At 62.3% G+C, this 17,924-nt stretch carries 19 protein-coding genes; 5 read left to right on the top strand and 14 right to left on the bottom strand.

The annotated features are described in order from the left end of the window. The 5 genes from N436_RS27995 to N436_RS27975 all read right to left on the bottom strand — a co-directional run. Positions 1–256, bottom strand: a 256-nt coding sequence (locus tag N436_RS27995) for a transposase (protein WP_256590006.1), incomplete at its 3' end; no start/stop codon positions are given. Positions 257–377: 121 nt separating this feature from the next. Further along, on the bottom strand, positions 378–752 hold the full coding sequence (locus N436_RS27990; protein ID WP_105947151.1) for a helicase: 375 nt from the start codon (positions 750–752) through the stop codon (positions 378–380). A 148-nt stretch (positions 753–900) separates the two neighbouring features. Beyond that, entirely contained in the window at positions 901–1,200 is a 300-nt protein-coding gene (locus tag N436_RS27985) for an HU family DNA-binding protein (protein ID WP_016712717.1), read from the bottom strand. 187 nt (positions 1,201–1,387) lie between these two features. Next, entirely contained in the window at positions 1,388–2,536 is a 1,149-nt protein-coding gene (locus N436_RS27980) for an NAD(P)/FAD-dependent oxidoreductase (protein ID WP_110742466.1), read from the bottom strand. A 16-nt stretch (positions 2,537–2,552) separates the two neighbouring features. Further along, positions 2,553–2,720 carry a rubredoxin gene (locus tag N436_RS27975; protein ID WP_003253349.1) on the bottom strand — a complete coding sequence of 56 codons (168 nt, stop codon included), beginning with the start codon at positions 2,718–2,720 and terminating at the stop codon, positions 2,553–2,555. Positions 2,721–2,849: 129 nt separating this feature from the next. On the opposite strand from N436_RS27975, the gene N436_RS27970 reads away from it, so the two are divergent. Both N436_RS27970 and ubiA read left to right on the top strand, forming a co-directional pair. Beyond that, positions 2,850–3,407: a chorismate lyase gene (locus N436_RS27970; protein WP_105947149.1), complete on the top strand. Its 558-nt coding sequence runs from the start codon at positions 2,850–2,852 to the stop codon at positions 3,405–3,407. Continuing rightward, positions 3,407–4,297, top strand: coding sequence for a 4-hydroxybenzoate octaprenyltransferase (ubiA, locus tag N436_RS27965; protein WP_105947148.1), 891 nt, complete (start codon positions 3,407–3,409; stop codon positions 4,295–4,297). Before N436_RS27970 ends, ubiA begins: the two co-directional genes overlap by 1 nt. Positions 4,298–4,417: 120 nt before the next feature. Here the strand turns inward: ubiA and N436_RS27960 are convergent, their stop codons facing one another. Further along, the gene (locus N436_RS27960) at positions 4,418–4,786 is read right to left on the bottom strand and encodes a hypothetical protein (RefSeq protein ID WP_060493970.1); all 369 of its coding nucleotides are present in this window, start codon (positions 4,784–4,786) and stop codon (positions 4,418–4,420) included. Between the two features lie 172 nt (positions 4,787–4,958). On the opposite strand from N436_RS27960, the gene phoB reads away from it, so the two are divergent. From phoB to N436_RS27945, 3 genes are all read left to right on the top strand, one after another. Continuing rightward, a complete protein-coding gene (phoB, locus tag N436_RS27955) occupies positions 4,959–5,648 on the top strand; it encodes a phosphate regulon transcriptional regulator PhoB (RefSeq protein WP_003253341.1) in 690 nt (229 codons plus the stop codon). A 48-nt stretch (positions 5,649–5,696) separates the two neighbouring features. Then, positions 5,697–7,004 (top strand): phosphate regulon sensor histidine kinase PhoR, encoded by a 1,308-nt coding sequence (gene phoR / locus N436_RS27950; RefSeq protein ID WP_105947147.1) that lies wholly within the window; start codon positions 5,697–5,699, stop codon positions 7,002–7,004. Positions 7,005–7,177: 173 nt separating this feature from the next. Continuing rightward, on the top strand, positions 7,178–8,518 hold the full coding sequence (locus tag N436_RS27945) for a hemolysin family protein (RefSeq protein ID WP_016712723.1): 1,341 nt from the start codon (positions 7,178–7,180) through the stop codon (positions 8,516–8,518). A 12-nt stretch (positions 8,519–8,530) separates the two neighbouring features. Here N436_RS27945 and N436_RS27940 read toward each other — a convergent pair whose 3' ends face one another. The 8 genes from N436_RS27940 to N436_RS27905 form a co-directional block, all read right to left on the bottom strand. Next, positions 8,531–9,427: a peptidoglycan DD-metalloendopeptidase family protein gene (locus N436_RS27940; protein WP_105947146.1), complete on the bottom strand. Its 897-nt coding sequence runs from the start codon at positions 9,425–9,427 to the stop codon at positions 8,531–8,533. Between the two features lie 114 nt (positions 9,428–9,541). Continuing rightward, on the bottom strand, positions 9,542–10,438 hold the full coding sequence (locus tag N436_RS27935; RefSeq protein WP_060499689.1) for a response regulator: 897 nt from the start codon (positions 10,436–10,438) through the stop codon (positions 9,542–9,544). Between the two features lie 163 nt (positions 10,439–10,601). Then, positions 10,602–11,372 (bottom strand): phosphate signaling complex protein PhoU, encoded by a 771-nt coding sequence (gene phoU / locus N436_RS27930; RefSeq protein WP_016712726.1) that lies wholly within the window; start codon positions 11,370–11,372, stop codon positions 10,602–10,604. A gap of 63 nt (positions 11,373–11,435) precedes the next feature. After that, entirely contained in the window at positions 11,436–12,269 is an 834-nt protein-coding gene (gene pstB / locus N436_RS27925) for a phosphate ABC transporter ATP-binding protein PstB (RefSeq protein ID WP_012274853.1), read from the bottom strand. A 72-nt stretch (positions 12,270–12,341) separates the two neighbouring features. Continuing rightward, positions 12,342–13,958, bottom strand: coding sequence for a phosphate ABC transporter permease PstA (pstA, locus tag N436_RS27920; RefSeq protein WP_177410286.1), 1,617 nt, complete (start codon positions 13,956–13,958; stop codon positions 12,342–12,344). Positions 13,959–14,029: 71 nt separating this feature from the next. Next, positions 14,030–16,318 (bottom strand): ABC transporter permease subunit, encoded by a 2,289-nt coding sequence (locus tag N436_RS27915; RefSeq protein WP_105947144.1) that lies wholly within the window; start codon positions 16,316–16,318, stop codon positions 14,030–14,032. 139 nt (positions 16,319–16,457) lie between these two features. After that, complete coding sequence (locus N436_RS27910) at positions 16,458–17,456, bottom strand: phosphate ABC transporter substrate-binding protein PstS (RefSeq protein WP_060499691.1); 999 nt, start codon at positions 17,454–17,456, stop codon at positions 16,458–16,460. Between the two features lie 186 nt (positions 17,457–17,642). Beyond that, on the bottom strand, positions 17,643–17,924 hold a 282-nt coding region (locus tag N436_RS27905), incomplete at its 5' end, for an IS3 family transposase (RefSeq protein WP_146232420.1).

Raw genomic sequence — 17,924 nt, 5'->3', positions numbered from 1 at the left:
CAAAGTGCGCAGCTGTTTGGCGCAGCGAGAGTCGATGCTCAAGCATGTGCTTGAGTACCTGCCGTTTGAAGTCCTCAGTGTAGCGCTGGCCATGTGGGCGGGGACTGAGGCTGGCGGTGGATCGGTAACTGGCAACCCAGCGCCGAAGCAAACTGAAATCGATGCCCAAGTGTCGGGCCACTTTGCGAAAGCCGTTGCTGCCTTCCAGATAGGCCGTGATCGCCGTGAGCTTGAACTGCTCTGAGTATTTGCCCATAAATCCCCCAAGGGTTGGATTGGTGTCCAACTTCTTGGGGGCAGTCCAGGGGCCCGTGCACGCCGATCAATGTGGGAGCGGCCTTGTGTCGCGAAAGGGCCGCAAAGCGGCCCCAGCAATTTCAGCCTTTCTTCTTCGGCTTCAGGTACTTCATCAACCCCTGGAACCACATCACCAACGCCGGATTGCCCTTGATCTGGATATTCTTGTCCTGAATGCCCTGCATGAACGCCAACTGCTTGTTGCCCGCCTGCATCGTGGTAAAGCCATAGGCTGCGTCCTTGAACGCAATGGCGAAAGCCGGTTGTGCGTGCGCCCCGCCCTTGCTGCTGATGCGCTCGTTATTGACGATGAAGTGCCGGGCGACCTTGCCGTCCAGGGTCTGCATCTGGAACACCAGGTCCTTGCCCTTGAGCTGCTGCTGGAACGCCGGGTTGTTACGGCTGGCCCTGGCCATCAACAGCCCCATGGCCCAGAGAAGAAAGCGGAACTTCATCAACGCGCCTCGAATGAAAAGTGACTAAGGCGCGCAGTTTATCCCTTTCCTGAACTATTTATGCAAGTTCGAAACATTTTGCCTGCAGAAAGCACAACGGGCGCCCTGGGGCGCCCGCTTGGCTGACACGGGGGTTGTCAGGGAGCGATCACTTGCCTTTCTTGGCTGGCTTGACGGGGGCGTTGACGCTGTCGCGCAGGTTCTTGCCTGGCTTGAAGGCCACGGTGTTGCTGGCTTTGATCTTGACCGGCTCGCCGGTTTGCGGGTTCTTGCCGGTACGCGCGCCGCGATGACGTTTTTCGAAGGTGCCGAAACCGACCAGGGTCACGGTGTCCTTGTCCAGGGCGCCGGTGATGCTGTCGAGAATCGCGTTCAAAACCTGATTGGCCTTTTCCTTGGTCAGATCGGCCTTATCGGCGATGACGGCGGCGAGTTCTGGTTTGCGCATAGTGAAGCCTCTTTGACGGAATTCTTGTTGTTATGCCGTGCTGCCTTTGGGAGCAGCGCTCAAGGCACCGCAGGCTCTAATCTGCGGCAGACGGAAGTGAGAATGGCACGAGCTCCGGGGCCGCGCCAGTATCTGGGCGGCCATTGTGCGGGCAACAACAGGATAAATCCGACAGAACAGCCTCTATTTACGCCATTACGGCTGGCAACTGACGATTCAGCGCCAGCTTCTCCATCACAGCTTTCCCGGTCAGGGCGTAGCCCAGCAACTTGCCGTCTGCGCCGTGGCAGAGCACCTTGAGGTCACTGCCCTGGCCGTCCACCTGCCAAGTACCTTCGTGGCCCATGGGCGGCGGCGAAACCACCAGCGGGCAGGCCGGGGTTTTTACCGTGATCGGCATCGGCCCATATGCGACCGCCGTCGGCTTGCCGACCAGGGTTTGCGCCAGCGCCCGGGCACAGCTCATCAGTGGCATCACGTAGAGCAGGTTGATGCCATCGACCTCGGCACAGTCGCCGAGGGCGAAGATGTTGGCGTGGGATGTACGTAATTCGCGGTCTACGCTGACGCCACGGTTGGTCTGCAAGCCGGCTGCGGCAGCCAGGTCGGTGCGCGGGCGAAGGCCGATGGCCGAAACCACCAGGTCGCAGGCGATCACGCTGCCATCCGACAGGTGCGCCTCCAGGCCTTGGGGCACTTGCTGCAAGCGGGTCAGCACCGGGCCCAGGTGGAAGCGCACGCCCAAGCCTTCCAGCCCGGCTTGCACAGCCGCCGCTGCGGCCGGGTGCAGCAGGGTCGGCATCACTTGCTCACATGGCGCCACTACCTCCACCTGGAAGCCACCCAGGCTCATGTCGTTGGCAAACTCGCAGCCGATCAGGCCGGCACCGAGAATCAGCACGCGCTGCTTGCTGACAGCGGCAGCACGGAAGCGCGCGTAGTCTTCGAGGTCGTTGATCGGGAACACCAGATGGCTGCCATCGCCTTCGATCGGCACCTGCACGGTCTGCGCGCCCCAGGCCAGCACCAGGTCGCGGTACTCCACAGCCTCCTCGCCGATCCACAGGCGCTTGTGGCCCGGGTCGATGCCGCTGATACGGGTATGGGTGCGAATCTCGGCATTCAGCTGTTCGGCCATTGCGCCTGGCTCGGCCATGACCAAGCCGTCGGCGTCTTTCTGCTTGGCAAAGCCCATGGAGAGCATGGGCTTGGAATAGGAACGACCATCGTCGGCGGTGATCAGCAGCAAGGGCGTTTGCGTATCGAGCTTGCGAAATTCACGCGCCAGGTTGTAACCCGCAAGGCCGGTACCGATGATTACCACAGGGGACGTCATGTCGTGCTTTCCTCGATTAGCCGATGGAGATCATTTCAAAGTCGCTTTTGCCAACACCGCAGTCGGGGCATAGCCAGTCTTCAGGCACATCTTCCCAACGGGTGCCGGGGGCGATGCCGTCGTCGGGCCAGCCTTCGGCTTCGTCGTAGATCAGGCCGCAGACAATACATTGCCACTTTTTCATCAGGTCTTTTTCCTTGGTGGAACTCAGGCTTTATCAGGCCGGTCTCTGGCCCTGTTTCATGCATTATGCAAGCAGTCAGGGCAATCATGCTAAGCTCGCCGCCTCTCTGGTTGTAACAAGCAGACCGACGTGTCGTACGAATCCCCGCAAGCAGCCGCTGTCGCGTGGCTGCCGTATTCACAGCTGGCGACCGGCATCGACCAGCCCACCCTTGACTGGCTGTTCGACGAGGGCTCGCTGACCCGCCGCCTGACCCGCCTCTCAAACGATCACTTCTCCGTCACCCCGCTGTTCGAGGGCTGGCAGCCACTGCGCGATGACGAATGCCAGGCGCTGGGCATTGCCGCTGGCGCCGAAGGTTGGGTGCGCGAGGTGTACCTGCGTGGCCATGGCCAACCTTGGGTGTTCGCCCGCAGCGTCGCCAGCCGCAGCGCCCTGGAGCGCGGCGGGCTGGACCTGGAAACCCTGGGCAGCCGCTCGCTGGGTGAATTGCTGTTCTGCGACCAGGCGTTCATCCGCCACCCGATTGAAGTGTGCAGTTATCCACAGGCCTGGCTGCCGACCGAAGCCACCCGCGCAGCACTGTGGGGCCGCCGCTCGCGCTTCGAACGGGGCGGCCTGGACCTGCTGGTGGCAGAAGTGTTCCTGCCAGCCTTGTGGCAAGCGGCCAAGGAGGAAAACCGCTGATGTACCTGCAACTGCTCAAGTCGCTCAACCGCCTGCACCCGCGGGCCTGGGACTTCGTCCAGCTCAGCCGCATGGACCGGCCGATCGGTATCTACCTGCTGCTGTGGCCAACCCTGTCGGCGGTATGGATTGCCGGCAACGGTTCACCTACCGTGGCCAATGTGCTGATCTTCGGCCTCGGCGTGGTGCTGATGCGCGCTGCGGGCTGCTGCATCAACGATTTCGCCGACCGTAAGGTGGATGGCCACGTCAAGCGCACTGCCGACCGGCCTCTGGCCAGTGGCCGAGTACGGCCACGCGAAGCGCTGGCGCTGTTCGCCATTCTGGTCGGGGTGAGCTTCCTGCTGGTGCTGTGCACCAACAGCCGTACGGTATGGCTGTCGTTCGGCGCAGTGGCGCTGGCGTTCTGTTACCCGTTCATGAAGCGCTACACCTATTACCCGCAGGTGGTGCTGGGTGCGGCGTACTCCTGGGGCATCCCCATGGCGTTCACGGCAGCGGGGGGCGACCTGCCGGCCAGCGCGTGGCTGCTGTACATCGCCAACCTGCTGTGGACGGTGGGTTATGACACCTACTACGCCATGGTCGACCGCGATGACGACCTGAAGATTGGCGTGAAGTCGACTGCGATCCTGTTTGGCGACGCCGACCGCACCATCATCCTGACCTTGCAGCTGCTGTCGCTGGGCTGCCTGTTGCTGGCGGGTAGCCGCTTCGAGCTGGGGGGCTGGTTCCACCTGGGGCTGCTGGGTGCGGCAGCGTGCTTTGCGTGGGAGTACTGGTCGACGCGCAAGCTGGACCGGGAGTCGTGCTTCAAGGCGTTTCTGCACAACCACTGGGCGGGGATGCTGGTGTTTATTGGCGTAGTGTTGGATTACACGTTGCGTTAAGGCTGGTGGCCCTATCGCAGGCAAGCCAGCTCCCACAGGTACGGCGCTGCCCTTGAAGCGTGCACATGACCTGTGGGAGCTGGCTTGCCTGCGATGGGCCGCGAAGCGGACCCGGCAATCTCAGGGCTTGGCGACGTGCCAGACGTCTTTCACGCCATCACCGGTCATGTCACCGGCCTTCTTGTCCTTGACGAAGGTATACAGCGGCTTGCCGTCGTAGGCCCACTGCATCGAACCGTCGTCACGCTTGATCTGCGTCCACTTGCCCTCGGCCTTTTCGCCATCCATCACCTTCAACGGCGGCCAGTTGGTAGCGCAATCGCCATTGCACATCGACTTGCCCCCCGCATCCTTGTCAAAGGTGTACAGGGTCATGCCGGCATGATCGACCCACATGCCGTCCTTCTCCATGGCATGGTGGGCCGACGCCACCCCCGGGAGCGCCAGCGCAGCGAAAAGGGCCATCCAGCTCAGCGTTTGTCGTGTCATTGGATTCACCATTATTTCGGGGGGATTGAGTTCGAGTCACCGCAACTGCGGCCCTCTCAAGCCTAGTTCAGTCACGGAATGTCGCCAGAACGGCCAACACCCTGTCACACAGCTGCAATAATTCCGTTATCTAATGCGGGCCAAGACACCGTATCCAGGAGAGGTTTTGAGCATGGTTGGCAGGAACATTCTGATCGTCGACGACGAAGCGCCCATTCGCGAGATGATCGCCGTTGCCCTGGAAATGGCCGGCTATGACTGCCTGGAAGCGGAAAACTCCCAACAGGCCCACGCGATCATCGTCGACCGCAAACCGGACCTGATCCTGCTCGACTGGATGCTGCCGGGCACCTCCGGCATCGAGCTGGCCCGCCGCCTCAAGCGCGACGAGCTGACCGGCGACATCCCGATCATCATGCTCACCGCCAAGGGCGAAGAGGACAACAAGATCCAGGGCCTGGAAGTGGGTGCCGACGATTACATCACCAAACCGTTCTCGCCGCGTGAGCTGGTAGCACGCCTGAAAGCCGTGTTGCGCCGTACCGGCCCGAGCGACAGCGAGGCGCCGATCGAAGTTGGCGGCCTGCTGCTTGACCCGATCAGCCACCGCGTCACCATCGACGGCAAACCGGCCGAGATGGGCCCGACCGAATACCGCCTGCTGCAGTTCTTCATGACCCACCAGGAGCGTGCCTACACCCGTGGCCAGCTGCTGGACCAGGTATGGGGCGGCAACGTCTATGTCGAGGAACGCACGGTCGACGTGCACATCCGTCGCCTGCGCAAGGCGCTGGGTGAAGCCTATGAAAATCTGGTACAAACCGTCCGGGGCACTGGCTACCGCTTCTCGACCAAGAGCTGATCGAGTTCAAAAGCGCCACGCTGCACGTTGTTGTACAAGGACCGTCAATTGAACCAGAACTGGCACGCGACCCTGATTCGCCATCTGCTGTTGCTGATTACCGTCTGCCTGATCGGCGGACTGGTCAGCGGCTACTATGGCTGGAGCCTGGCCATTGGCCTGGCGCTCTACCTGGGCTGGACCCTCAAGCAACTGCTGCGCCTGCACGACTGGCTGCGCAACCACCAACCCGATGAGGCACCGCCCGATGGCTACGGCCTTTGGGGCGAGGTGTTCGACAGCATCTACCACCTGCAACGCCGCGACCAGCGCGTGCGTGGCCGCCTGCAGGCCGTGATCGACCGGGTGCAGGAGTCCACCGCCGCGCTACGTGACGCCGTGATCATGCTCGACAGCGACGGCAACCTGGAGTGGTGGAACCGCGCCGCCGAGACCTTGCTGGGCTTCAAAACCCCACAGGACGGCGGCCAGCAGGTCACCAACCTGGTGCGTCACCCGCGCTTCAAGGAATACTTCGAAGCGGAGAATTACCTCGAACCGCTGGAAATCCCCTCGCCCATCAACGACCGCATGCGCGTGCAGCTGCACATCACCCGCTACGGCAACAACGAACACCTGATGCTGGTGCGCGATGTCACCCGCATTCACCAGCTGGAACAGATGCGCAAGGACTTCGTCGCCAACGTGTCGCACGAGCTGCGCACGCCGCTGACGGTCATCACCGGCTACCTGGAAACCTTGCTGGACAACGTCGAGGACGTGAACCCGCGCTGGAGCCGCGCCCTGCAGCAGATGAGCCAGCAAGGCTCACGCATGCAAACGCTGCTCAACGACCTGCTGCTGCTGGCCAAGCTGGAAGCCACCGATTACCCGTCGGACAACCAGCCAGTGGCCGTCGATGCCCTGCTTGCCGCCATCAAGAATGACGCCCAGGCCCTGTCCGGGCCACGCAACCAGCGCATCAGCCTGGAAGCTGCACCCGGCGTGAAGCTGAAGGGCAGCGAGTCGGAGCTGCGCAGCGCCTTTTCCAACCTGGTGTTCAACGCCGTCAAGTACACCCAGGACGAAGGCAACATCCGCATCCGCTGGTGGGTCGATGCCCAAGGTGCGCATTTGTCGGTGCAAGACTCGGGGGTGGGCATTGACGCGAAGCACTTGCCCCGCCTGACCGAACGCTTCTATCGGGTGGACTCCAGCCGTGCGTCGAATACCGGCGGCACCGGGCTGGGGCTGGCGATTGTGAAGCATGTGCTGATGCGTCATCGCGGCAAGCTGGAAATCAGCAGTGTGCCGGGGCATGGCAGCACCTTTACCTGTCACTTTGCGCCGGCACAATTGGCTAACGGCAAGGTTTGAGATTGGAGCTGCGGTGCAGCCCTTCGCGGGCGCGCCCGCTCCCACAGCGACCGCAATACATCCGCCACCCTTTGCTTTTACGGCTCCAGCCGCTACATTGGATCCCCTGTGCCAGCAAAAGCTGGCACTTTTTTTCTCTCTATCTCTAAGACGGACCCCGTAAAAACTCCATCATGGACCCTTCCCCTGGTATCAGCCTCACCTCGTTATTCGCCGATTTCGGCATGATCATCTTTGCCTTCCTGCTGGTGCTGCTCAACGGCTTCTTCGTTGCCGCCGAGTTCGCCATGGTCAAGCTGCGCGCCACCCGCGTCGAGGCCATCGCCGAGCAGCACGGCTGGCGCGGCAACATCCTGCGCAAGGTTCACAATCAGCTCGACGCCTACCTGTCGGCCTGCCAGCTGGGCATTACCCTCGCCTCGCTGGGCCTGGGCTGGGTCGGTGAACCGGCGTTTGCCCACCTGCTCGAGCCGCTGCTGGCGTACTTCGGGGTCGACTCGCCCGAGCTGATCAAAGGCGTCTCGTTCTTCGTCGCCTTCTTCGTCATCTCGTACCTGCACATCGTGGTCGGCGAGCTGGCGCCCAAGTCCTGGGCCATCCGCAAGCCAGAGCTGCTGTCGCTGTGGACCGCCGTGCCGCTGTACCTGTTCTACTGGGCGATGTACCCGGCCATCTACCTGCTCAATGCCAGCGCCAACACCATTTTGCGTATTGCCGGCCAAGGCGAGCCTGGCCCGCACCACGAGCACCACTACAGCCGTGAAGAGCTGAAGCTGATTTTGCACTCCAGCCGTGGTCAGGACCCAAGCGACCAGGGTATGCGCGTACTGGCGTCGGCCGTAGAAATGGGCGAGCTGGAGGTGGTCGACTGGGCCAACTCGCGTGAGGACATGGTCAGCATCGACGCCCATGCGCCGTTGAAGCAGATCCTGGCCCTGGTGCGCCGCCACAAGTTCAGCCGCTATCCGGTGTACGACGCCGAGCGCGAAGAGTTCACCGGCCTGCTGCACATCAAGGACCTGCTGCTGGAGCTGGCCGAGCTGGAGCACTTGCCCGAAACCATCGACCTGGAAGACCTTGCCCGCCCCCTGGAGCGCGTATCGCGGCACATGCCGCTGGCCCAGTTGCTGGAGCAGTTCCGCAAGGGCGGCGCGCACTTCGTGCTGGTGGAGGAAGCCGACGGCAAGGTTATCGGCTACCTGACCATGGAAGACGTGCTGGAAGTGCTGGTAGGCGATATCCAGGACGAGCACCGCAAGACCGAGCGCGGCATCCTCGCTTACCAGCCAGGCAAACTGCTGGTGCGCGGCGACACACCGCTGTTCAAGGTCGAGCGCCTGCTGGGGGTCGACCTCGACCACATCGAGGCAGAGACCCTGGCCGGGCTGGTCTACGAAACGCTCAAGCGCGTGCCTGAAGAAGAGGAAGTGCTTGAGGTCGAGGGGCTGCGCATCATCATCAAGAAGATGAAAGGGCCCAAGATCGTGCTGGCCAAGGTGCTGAAGCTGGACTGATGGCTACATCGGTCAGGGGTTGCCGGCGGTGAAGTCCGGTAACCCGCTGATCGGCCTGTCGAACCGGTAAGGTATCGACTCCAGCGCCAGCCCCACATTGCGCTGCACCACGAAATGCAGGTGCGGCCCGGTGCTGTTGCCCGTATTGCCCGACTTGGCCAGTACCTGCCCCTGCCGTACCCGCTGCCCCTCCGCCACCACCACTGAACCGCGCATCAGGTGCAAGTACACGCCCATGGTGCCGTCCGGGTGCAGGATCCTGACGAAATTCCCTGAAGGGTTGGTCCCCCGCCCGCTCTGGGTGTTTTCCGTCTTCACCACCACGCCTTCGCGCGCCGCAATGATGGTGGTGCCTTCAGGCATGGCGATGTCCATGGCGTAGCGCCCCTTTGGCCCAAAGTGGCTGACACGCCCGTTGGGCCCTTGAGTGACACGGAACGGCCCGCCAATCCACGGGAATGCGTAACGGAAGCCCTGTGGCCGCATGCCCGGGTCACCCATGGCCTGCAGCAGGGTCGAGCGGTAGTTCAGCAGCAGCCCGGGGCGCCCCCGGAGCACACTGAGCATTTGCGTGGTACGCGGCGGCAGCAAGCGGCGCACGATGCGCGGAGCATCGCCGCCTTGCGCGTTCACCAGATTGTCCAGTCGCAACTCGACCTCCACGGGTACATGCAGCTCGTTGCGCGCCGAAAAGCTCACGCCACCGTCAAAGGTCCTGGCGTTCAACAGCACCTGGCCCTCCAGCGTCTCGACCATGGGCTCGCGCAGCACCAAGGGCTTGGCGCCCGGGCCTGGCCGGTCGGAATAGGAGACCACACCGGAATCGTCAGTGATCTTGTAGAGGGTCACACCCAGGCTCGACGCCGAGACCATGAGCAATGCACAGAACAGCAGCAGGCGCGTGGGCATGATAGTGGCTTTTTGACAGTTTTGATGTCTCGAAGCCTAGCAGCGGGTTTTGCGGCGGGTATTGCAGTTGGTCGGATGGCGCAGGAGCAGCACTGTGCTGCCCCTGCTTAGGCGTCAAGCGCCAGGGGTGAAATGCTTCTGCGCTGTGCCGCGGGCAATCAAGCGCGACAGGTAATCGAGCTTCTGGGCGTCCTGATCGACGAACTTGAAGGTCAACTGCAGCCAGTCGCTGTCGGGCTTGGGCTCCAATGCCGCGACAGCATGCAGGTAGCCGTTCAAACGCGCGACTTCGGCGCTCTCACCCTGCTCCAGGTCCAGCACCGCACCTTCCAGCACTTGCGGCAGCGCTTCGCTGCGGCGTACCACCAGCAAGGCCTCCTTCAAGCTCAGTGCCTTGATCACACAGGGCTGCATGCCGCTGGCCAGTCGCAACTGGCCCTGGCCACGCCCGGTCGGTGCAGGGGCGGGTGGCGTGGGGGCTGCGGCCAATGGCTTGGTAGCCGCCGGGGCCGGTGCGGGGGCCGCCACCTTGGCCGCTTCTGGCTTGCCCCCTGTCAGGGCACTCAGCGAATCATTGGCAAACGCCGAATTCACCCGCGCCGGGCCGCTGGCCATCAGGCTGTCGAGCTTGCCGATCTTGGTCAGGGCCTTTTTTACCTTGGTCAGCAGTTGCTCGTTGGTGAACGGCTTGCCGACAAAATCGGAAACGCCCGCCTGGATCGCCTGAATGACGTTTTCCTTGTCGCCACGGCTGGTCACCATGATGAACTGCAGGTTTTTCAGCGCAGGCTGCTGGCGGCACCAGGTGAGCAGTTCCAGGCCCGACATTTCCGGCATTTCCCAGTCGCACAGGACCAGGTCGAACGCTTCCTTGTCCAGCATGGCCATGGCCTTGCGGCCGTTGACTGCGTCGTCGATGGCCATGCCCGGGAAGGCACTGCGCAGGCACTTGCGGACCAGGTCACGGATAAACGGCGCGTCATCCACAACCAGCACATTCACTTTACTCATCGATACTCCTTCTGAACCCCGACTAGCCTACTGCCAAATAATGGCCATTTGCTACAACCTGGTCACGCCGGGACTTCTTCACATCGTTCGCGGGTGCCTGCAGGCGCTCGACCGCAAACGAAAACGCCCGGCCAAGGCCGGGCGTCGATGCTCGGGAGCAACCTTACTTATCGTCAGATTCGCCCGAAACATTAGCCTTTTCGCCATCAGCGACAGCGGTGCCCTGCACTTCTGCTGTCATGCGCTTGAGGCCCATGTGACGTACGTCGGTGCCGCGAACCAGGTAGATCACCAGCTCGGAGATGTTGCGCGCATGGTCGCCAATTCGCTCCAGCGAGCGCAGGACCCAGATCACGCTCAGCACCCGCGAAATAGAGCGCGGGTCTTCCATCATGTAGGTCACCAGCTCGCGCAGCGCGGTCTTGTATTCCCGGTCGATGGTTTTGTCGTACTGGGCCACCGACAACGCCAGGTCGGCGTCGAAGCGGGCAAAGGCGTCCAGCGCATCACGGACCATGTTGCGCACCTGGTCACCGATATGACGAACCTCGACGTAGCCACGCGGCGATTCACCCTCTTCGCACAGCTGGATGGCGCGACGGGCGATCTTGGTCGACTCGTCACCAATGCGCTCCAGGTCGATCACCGACTTGGAGATGCTGATGATCAGGCGCAGGTCCGAGGCGGCTGGCTGGCGGCGGGCGAGAATACGCAGGCATTCCTCGTCGATGTTGCGCTCCATCTGGTTGATCTGCTCGTCAACCTCGCGCACTTGCTGGGCCAGGCCCGAATCGGCTTCGATCAGCGCGGTGACCGCGTCGTTGACCTGCTTTTCCACCAGCCCGCCCATGGCCAGCAGGTGGCTGCGCACCTCTTCGAGCTCGGCGTTGAACTGCTGGGAAATGTGATGGGTAAGGCTTTCTTTGTTGATCATCGTTCGCTCCGCGAAGAAGCTGCAAGCTTCAAGTAGTTCGTGTCGTTCCCTGGCGGCCGAGGCTTAGCCGTAGCGACCGGTGATGTAGTCTTCGGTCTGCTTCTTCGCCGGGTTGGTGAACAGGGTGTCGGTATCCCCGAATTCGACCAGTTTGCCCATGTACATGAACGCGGTGTAGTCCGAAACACGGGCCGCCTGCTGCATGTTGTGGGTCACGATGACGATGGTGTACTTGGATTTCAATTCGTAGATCAGCTCTTCGACCTTCAGGGTCGAAATCGGGTCCAGCGCCGAGCACGGTTCGTCGAGCAGCAGCACTTCCGGCTCCACGGCGATGGTGCGGGCGATGACCAGACGCTGTTGCTGGCCACCGGACAGGCCCAGGGCCGACTCATGCAGGCGGTCCTTGACCTCGTCCCACAGGGCTGCGCCCTTCAGCGCCCACTCGACGGCTTCGTCGAGCACGCGTTTCTTGTTGATGCCCTGGATACGCAGGCCGTAGACCACGTTCTCGTAGATGGTCTTGGGGAACGGGTTGGGCTTCTGGAACACCATGCCCACACGGCGGCGCAGCTCGGCCACGTCTTCGCCCTTGCGGTAGATGTTGTTGCCGTACAGGTTGATGGCCCCTTCCACGCGGCAGCCGTCAACCAGGTCGTTCATGCGGTTGAAGGTGCGCAGCAGGGTCGACTTGCCGCAGCCGGACGGGCCGATGAAGGCGGTCACGCGTTGCTTGGGGATGTTCATGCTGACGTCGAACAACGCCTGCTTGTCGCCGTAGAACAGGCTCAGGCCCGGCACTTCGATGGCCACGGTTTCTTCGGCCAGGCGCAGGCTCTGCTTGTTGCGGCCCAGGGCAGACATGTCGATGCCGTGGGTATGGGAATCTTGCTGCATGGTCTACTCCATACGCTATCAATTCGTTTCAAAGGGCCGCCCGGCTGGTGGGCGGCACGCTTGCAATCAGGGTCAGCTGTCGAGCGCCTTGTACTTCTCGCGCAGGTGGTTACGGATCCACACGGCCGAGAGGTTGAGGGTCGCGATCACCAGCACCAGCAACAGCGCAGTGGCATACACCAGCGGCCGCGCGGCCTCGACGTTCGGGCTCTGGAAGCCGACGTCATAGATGTGGAAGCCCAGGTGCATGATCTTCTGGTCCAGGTGCAGGTACGGGTAATTACCGTCCACCGGCAGCGACGGCGCCAGTTTCACCACACCCACCAGCATCAGCGGCGCCACTTCACCAGCGGCGCGGGCCACGGCGAGGATCATGCCGGTCATCATGGCCGGGCTGGCCATGGGCAGGACGATCTTCCACAGCGTTTCGGCCTTGGTCGCGCCCAGGGCCAGCGAGCCTTCGCGCACGGTACGCGGAATACGCGCCAGGCCTTCTTCGGTGGCCACGATCACCACCGGCACGGCCAGCAGAGCCAGGGTCAGCGATGCCCACAGCAGGCCCGGGGTACCCAGGGTCGGTGCCGGCAGCGCTTCAGGGAAGAACAGGCGGTCGATCGAGCCACCCAGCACGTAGACGAAGAAGCCCAGGCCAAACACGCCGTAGACGATCGCCGGTACGCCGGCCAGGTTGTTCACGGCAATGCGGATCAGGCGTGTCACCGGCCCCTGCCTGGCGTACTCACGCAGGTAGACCGCAGCCAGCACGCCGAACGGGGTGACGATCACGGCCATGATCAGGGTCATCATCACGGTGCCGAAAATGGCCGGGAAGATACCGCCTTCGGTGTTGGCTTCACGCGGGTCGTCGCTGAGGAACTCCCAGACCTTGGCGAAGTAGGTACCCAGCTTGGTGAAGCCGGACATACCGTTCGGCTGGATGGCATGCACCACCTTGCTCAGGTTGATTTCCACTTCACGGCCGTTGCCATCGCGGGCCACCAGGCTGTCGCGGGCGAAGGCCTGGTGCAGGCCGGTCAGGCGGTCTTCGATGGCCTTGTAGCGGCTGTTCAGCTCGGCGCGGTCGGCGTCCATGTCGGCCTGGGCAGCGGCGTCCAGCTTGCCGTCCAGCTCCAGCTTGCGGGCCTGCAGGCGCAGGCGTTCGAGGCCATGGTTGATGGCACCGATGTCTTTCTTCTCCAGCTGCTGCAACTCGCCGTTGAGCTGGTTGGCACGCTTGAGGCGGGCCTGCAGTTCGTGCCAGGCGGCAGGGCCTTCGGCCACCACGCGGCCTTCTTCCTTGACGCTGACCAGGTAGCCGTAGAAGTTGCCCCACTCGCGGCGTTCCAGGGCGATCAGGTCGGCCGGGCGTTTTTCGTCAACCAGCCAGTCGCCGACCACCCAGGTAAAGTCGCTGCCGTTGAGGTCGCGGTTACCCACCTTGATCAGCTCGCGGGTCATGAACTCCGGGCCCTGGTCCGGTACCGGCAGGCCGGCCCCCTTCAGGCGGGCGCGGGGCACTTCTTCCTTTTGCACCACTTCGCCGATGACGACGTGGTCAGCCTGGCCCGGCACCTTGTAGGTGGCCTGGACAAGATCGGCCGGCCAGAAGTGGCCCAGGCCGCGCACGGCAATCACTGCCAGCAGGCCGACGGTCATGATCACCGCCATGGCCACCGCACCGCCGCTCATCCAGACGCCGGGGGCGCCGCTCTTGAACCAGCCTTTGAGGGAATCCTTTTTCACGGATCGCTACCTTTCTATCAAAGCGACGAGTATTTCTTGCGCAGACGCTGGCGAATCAGCTCGGCCAAGGTGTTCATCACGAACGTGAACATCAGCAGCACCAGAGCGGCCAGGAACAGCACGCGATAGTGGCTGCCGCCGACTTCCGATTCCGGCATTTCCACGGCCACGTTGGCGGCCAGGGTACGCATGCCCTCGAACAGGTTCATCTCCATCACCGGGGTGTTGCCGGTGGCCATCAGCACGATCATGGTCTCGCCCACCGCACGGCCCATGCCGATCATCAGCGCCGAGAAGATACCCGGGCTGGCGGTGAGGATGACCACGCGGGTCAGGGTCTGCCAGGGTGTCGCGCCCAGGGCCAGCGAGCCCAGGGTCAGGCTGCGCGGCACGCTGAACACGGCGTCTTCGGCAATGGAATAGATGTTCGGGATGACTGCGAAGCCCATGGCGATACCCACGACCAGGGCGTTGCGCTGGTCATAGGTGATGCCCAGGTCATTGGTGATCCACAGACGCATGTCGCCGCCGAAGAACCAGCTTTCCAGGTGCGGGCTCATGGTCAGGGCGAACCAGCCGGTGAACAGGATGACCGGGATCAGGATCGCCGCTTCCCAGCCATCCGGCACACGCAGGCGGATCGACTCTGGCAGGCGGGTCCAGGCAAAGCCGGCCAGCAGGATGCCAAACGGCATCAGCAGGAACAGGCTGAACACGCCCGGCAGGTGGCCTTCCAGGTACGGAGCCAGGAACAGGCCGGCGAAGAAGCCAAGGATTACCGTGGGCATCGCTTCCATCAGTTCGATCACCGGCTTGACCTTGCGGCGCATGCCCGGGGCCATGAAGTAGGCGGTGTAGATGGCGGCGGCGATGGCCAGCGGGGCGGCCAGGATCATCGCGTAGAACGCGGCCTTCAAGGTACCGAAGGTGAGCGGCGACAGGCTCAGCTTGGGCTCGAAGTCAGTGTTCGAGGCGGTCGACTGCCAGACGTATTTCGGCTCGTCGTAGTTCTCGTACCACACCTTGCCCCACAGCGCGCTGAAGGAAATTTCCGGGTGCGGGTTGCGCAGGCTCAGCGGCAGCAGTTTGCCGCCTTCTTCGATGATGATGCGGTTGGCGCGTGGCGACAGGGCCAGGATACCCGGGCCTTCGGCAGCCGGCTCCACCAGCAGGGTGCGGTGCGCGGTGCTGTGGAACACACCCAGCTTGCCGTCTGCGTCCAGCGCGATGAAGCCTTTTCGGCGCTCTTCGGCGTCGATCTGCACGATAGGCGCCTTGCCCATCTGGAAGGTACGAATCTGCTTGAAGCGTGACTCGCCGTCCGGGTCGCGGGCCATGAACCACTGGGCCAGGCCGCCTTTGGAGTCACCGATGATCAGCGAGATGCCGCCAACCAGCTGGGCCGTGGCGGTGATTTCGGTATCGCCGCTTTCAGACAGCTTGTAACGGCCGTTGAGGCTCTTGTCGCGCAGGCTGAACACGTCGGCGGTGGCGCGGCCGTTGATCACGTACAACCACTGCTGGCGCGGGTCGATGAAGATGTTCTTCACCGCTTCGGTCATTTGCGGCAGTTCGATGCGGTTCTGCTCGGTGGTGACCTCTTCGGTCATCATGTTTTCCGTGCGGGTCAGCTCCAGCACCTGCAGATGCGCGCCGGTGGAACCGGCCAGCAGCAAGGTTTCGCCATTGACGTTGACGCTGACGTGCTCCAGCGCACGGCCCTGTTCGTCGAGCACGAACGGCTGCTCGCCGTACGGGTAGTCGATCCCAGGGGTAATGGTTTTCTTGTTGTCCGGGTAGGTGATCTTGTAGGTGTGGTGGAACACCAGCGCCTGGCCATTGGACAAGCCCAGCACCACCAGCGGGCTACCCGGCTGGTCGGCACTGATCGAAGTAACCTGGGTGTCTGCCGGCACAGGCAGGTCGACACGTTTGAGCTCGTTACCGGTCTTGGTATCGAAGAACAATGCCTGGCCCTTGTCCGAAACTCGCATCCCCACCAGGTTCTGCTCTTCTAGCGCGATCATCAGCGGCTTGCCGGCATCCTGCTGCAGCCAGGCCGGCGCGAGGGCTTGCTTGCTGCTCAGATGGGCGCCCTGGAACAGTGGCAGCACCACATAGGCCAGGTAGAAGAAGATCAGGGTGATGGCCGCCAGAACGGCAAGCCCGCCCACCAGCACATACCAGCGGGTCAGGCGGTCCTTGAGCGCACGCATGCGGCGCTTGCGTTGCAACTCGGGCGTATTGAAATCAATGCGCACGGGCTGGGAGTTTTGGGTCATGTTGGAATTGGCCAGATCATTCATGCGCACACCCTAGCGGTCCCGTGTGACAAAAACATTACAAATTGGTGACGCGCGAAAGCCCGCCGCACAGGAAACCTGGCTTCGGACTGGAATTTCGTGGAAGAGGCCGGGCATCGGCACCGGCCTCTTCTTCAGTTACTTACTTCTTTGCAACGTTACCGGCGTGCGACAGGCCCAGGTCAGCCAGGGTCTTGTCGACGACTTTGGCCGGCAGCGGGATGTAGCCATCCTTCACCACGACCTGCTGGCCAGCTTGCGACAGCACCAGCTTGACGAACTCGGCTTCCAGCGGGGCCAGAGGCTTGTTCGGGGCCTTGTTGACGTACACGTACAGGAAGCGCGACAGCGGGTAGGTGCCGTTCAGGGCGTTGGTTTCGTTGTCTTCAACGAACTCGCCGCCTTCTTTCTTGGCCAAGGCTACGGTTTTGACGCTGGCAGTCTTGTAACCGATACCCGAGTAGCCGATGCCGTTCAGCGAAGAGCTGATCGACTGCACCACCGAAGCCGAGCCAGGTTGTTCGTTGACGTTAGGCTTGAAGTCGCCTTTGCACAGGGCTTCTTCCTTGAAGTAGCCGTAGGTGCCCGATACCGAGTTGCGGCCGAACAGCTGGATTGGCTTGTTGGCCAGGTCGCCGGTCACACCCACGTCGCCCCAGGTCTTGATCTCGGCTTTGCCACCGCACAGGCGAGTGGAGGAGAAGATGGCGTCGACCTGGGCCATGGTCAGGCCCTTGATCGGGTTGTCCTTGTGCACGAACACAGCCAGGGCGTCGACGGCAACCGGGATGGCGGTCGGCTTGTAGCCGTACTTCTGCTCGAAGGCCTGCAGCTCGACGTCCTTCATCTTGCGGCTCATCGGGCCGAGGTTGGCGGTGCCTTCGGTCAGCGCGGGTGGCGCGGTGGAGGAGCCGGCCGCCTGGATCTGGATGTTTACGTTCGGATATTCCTTCTTGTAGGCCTCGGCCCACAGCGTCATCAGGTTCGCCAGGGTGTCGGAACCAACGCTGGAGAGGTTGCCCGAAACACCGGTGGTCTTGGTGTAGGTCGGGATCGCAGGATCGACAGCGGCTACCGCGTTGGCGGTTGCAACGCCAGCGGCGGCAAAGGTGAGGGCCGCCATCAAACGCTTCAGTTTCATGCCTTGCTCCTAGCAGGAATATTGGGGTGTTGGATGGAACGGGCCCAAGTATCGGCAGGCCGCATGAACACGATATGACTTCATTGTGACAATTGGATGAAAGGCCATCACTGTAAGCAGGTCTGGCCTCTTCGCGGCTAAAGCCGCTCCCACAGGGATGGACTGCCCCCCAAAAGTTGGACAGTTTTAGCCAGTGGTCTGAGTCCTGTAGCTCACAGGGCTCAGGCCATTGAGTTTCAGCCTGATGCGGTCATGGTTGTAGTAGTGAATGTACTCATCCAGTCCCGCTTTTAGTTCCTCGACACTCTCAAAGCGATTCAGGTAGAAAAACTCCGACTTGAGCGTGCCGAAGAAGCTTTCCATCGCCGCATTATCCAGGCAATTGCCTTTGCGGGACATGCTCTGCTTCACACCTCGTGCGGCAAGTTTGTGACGGTATTGAGCCTGCTGATAATGCCACCCTTGATC

The sequence above is a fragment of the Pseudomonas sp. RV120224-01b genome, from assembly GCF_003208145.1.
Taxonomy (GTDB): domain Bacteria; phylum Pseudomonadota; class Gammaproteobacteria; order Pseudomonadales; family Pseudomonadaceae; genus Aquipseudomonas; species Aquipseudomonas monteilii.
Note: the sequence above shows the minus strand (reverse complement) of the source record. Positions and strands in the feature narration are given on the sequence as shown.

Bases quoted from the DNA above. Each gene is read 5' to 3' on its own strand.
- N436_RS27990 (WP_105947151.1), bottom strand. From the start codon at position 752: ATGAAGTTCCGCTTTCTTCTCTGGGCCATGGGGCTGTTGATGGCCAGG.
- N436_RS27985 (WP_016712717.1), bottom strand. From the start codon at position 1,200: ATGCGCAAACCAGAACTCGCCGCCGTCATCGCCGATAAGGCCGATCTG.
- N436_RS27980 (WP_110742466.1), bottom strand. From the start codon at position 2,536: ATGACGTCCCCTGTGGTAATCATCGGTACCGGCCTTGCGGGTTACAAC.
- N436_RS27975 (WP_003253349.1), bottom strand. From the start codon at position 2,720: ATGAAAAAGTGGCAATGTATTGTCTGCGGCCTGATCTACGACGAAGCC.
- ubiA (WP_105947148.1), top strand. From the start codon at position 3,407: ATGTACCTGCAACTGCTCAAGTCGCTCAACCGCCTGCACCCGCGGGCC.
- N436_RS27960 (WP_060493970.1), bottom strand. From the start codon at position 4,786: ATGACACGACAAACGCTGAGCTGGATGGCCCTTTTCGCTGCGCTGGCG.
- phoB (WP_003253341.1), top strand. From the start codon at position 4,959: ATGGTTGGCAGGAACATTCTGATCGTCGACGACGAAGCGCCCATTCGC.
- N436_RS27945 (WP_016712723.1), top strand. From the start codon at position 7,178: ATGGACCCTTCCCCTGGTATCAGCCTCACCTCGTTATTCGCCGATTTC.
- N436_RS27940 (WP_105947146.1), bottom strand. From the start codon at position 9,427: ATGCCCACGCGCCTGCTGCTGTTCTGTGCATTGCTCATGGTCTCGGCG.
- N436_RS27935 (WP_060499689.1), bottom strand. From the start codon at position 10,438: ATGAGTAAAGTGAATGTGCTGGTTGTGGATGACGCGCCGTTTATCCGT.
- phoU (WP_016712726.1), bottom strand. From the start codon at position 11,372: ATGATCAACAAAGAAAGCCTTACCCATCACATTTCCCAGCAGTTCAAC.
- pstB (WP_012274853.1), bottom strand. From the start codon at position 12,269: ATGCAGCAAGATTCCCATACCCACGGCATCGACATGTCTGCCCTGGGC.
- pstA (WP_177410286.1), bottom strand. From the start codon at position 13,958: ATGAGCGGCGGTGCGGTGGCCATGGCGGTGATCATGACCGTCGGCCTG.
- N436_RS27915 (WP_105947144.1), bottom strand. From the start codon at position 16,318: ATGAATGATCTGGCCAATTCCAACATGACCCAAAACTCCCAGCCCGTG.
- N436_RS27910 (WP_060499691.1), bottom strand. From the start codon at position 17,456: ATGAAACTGAAGCGTTTGATGGCGGCCCTCACCTTTGCCGCCGCTGGC.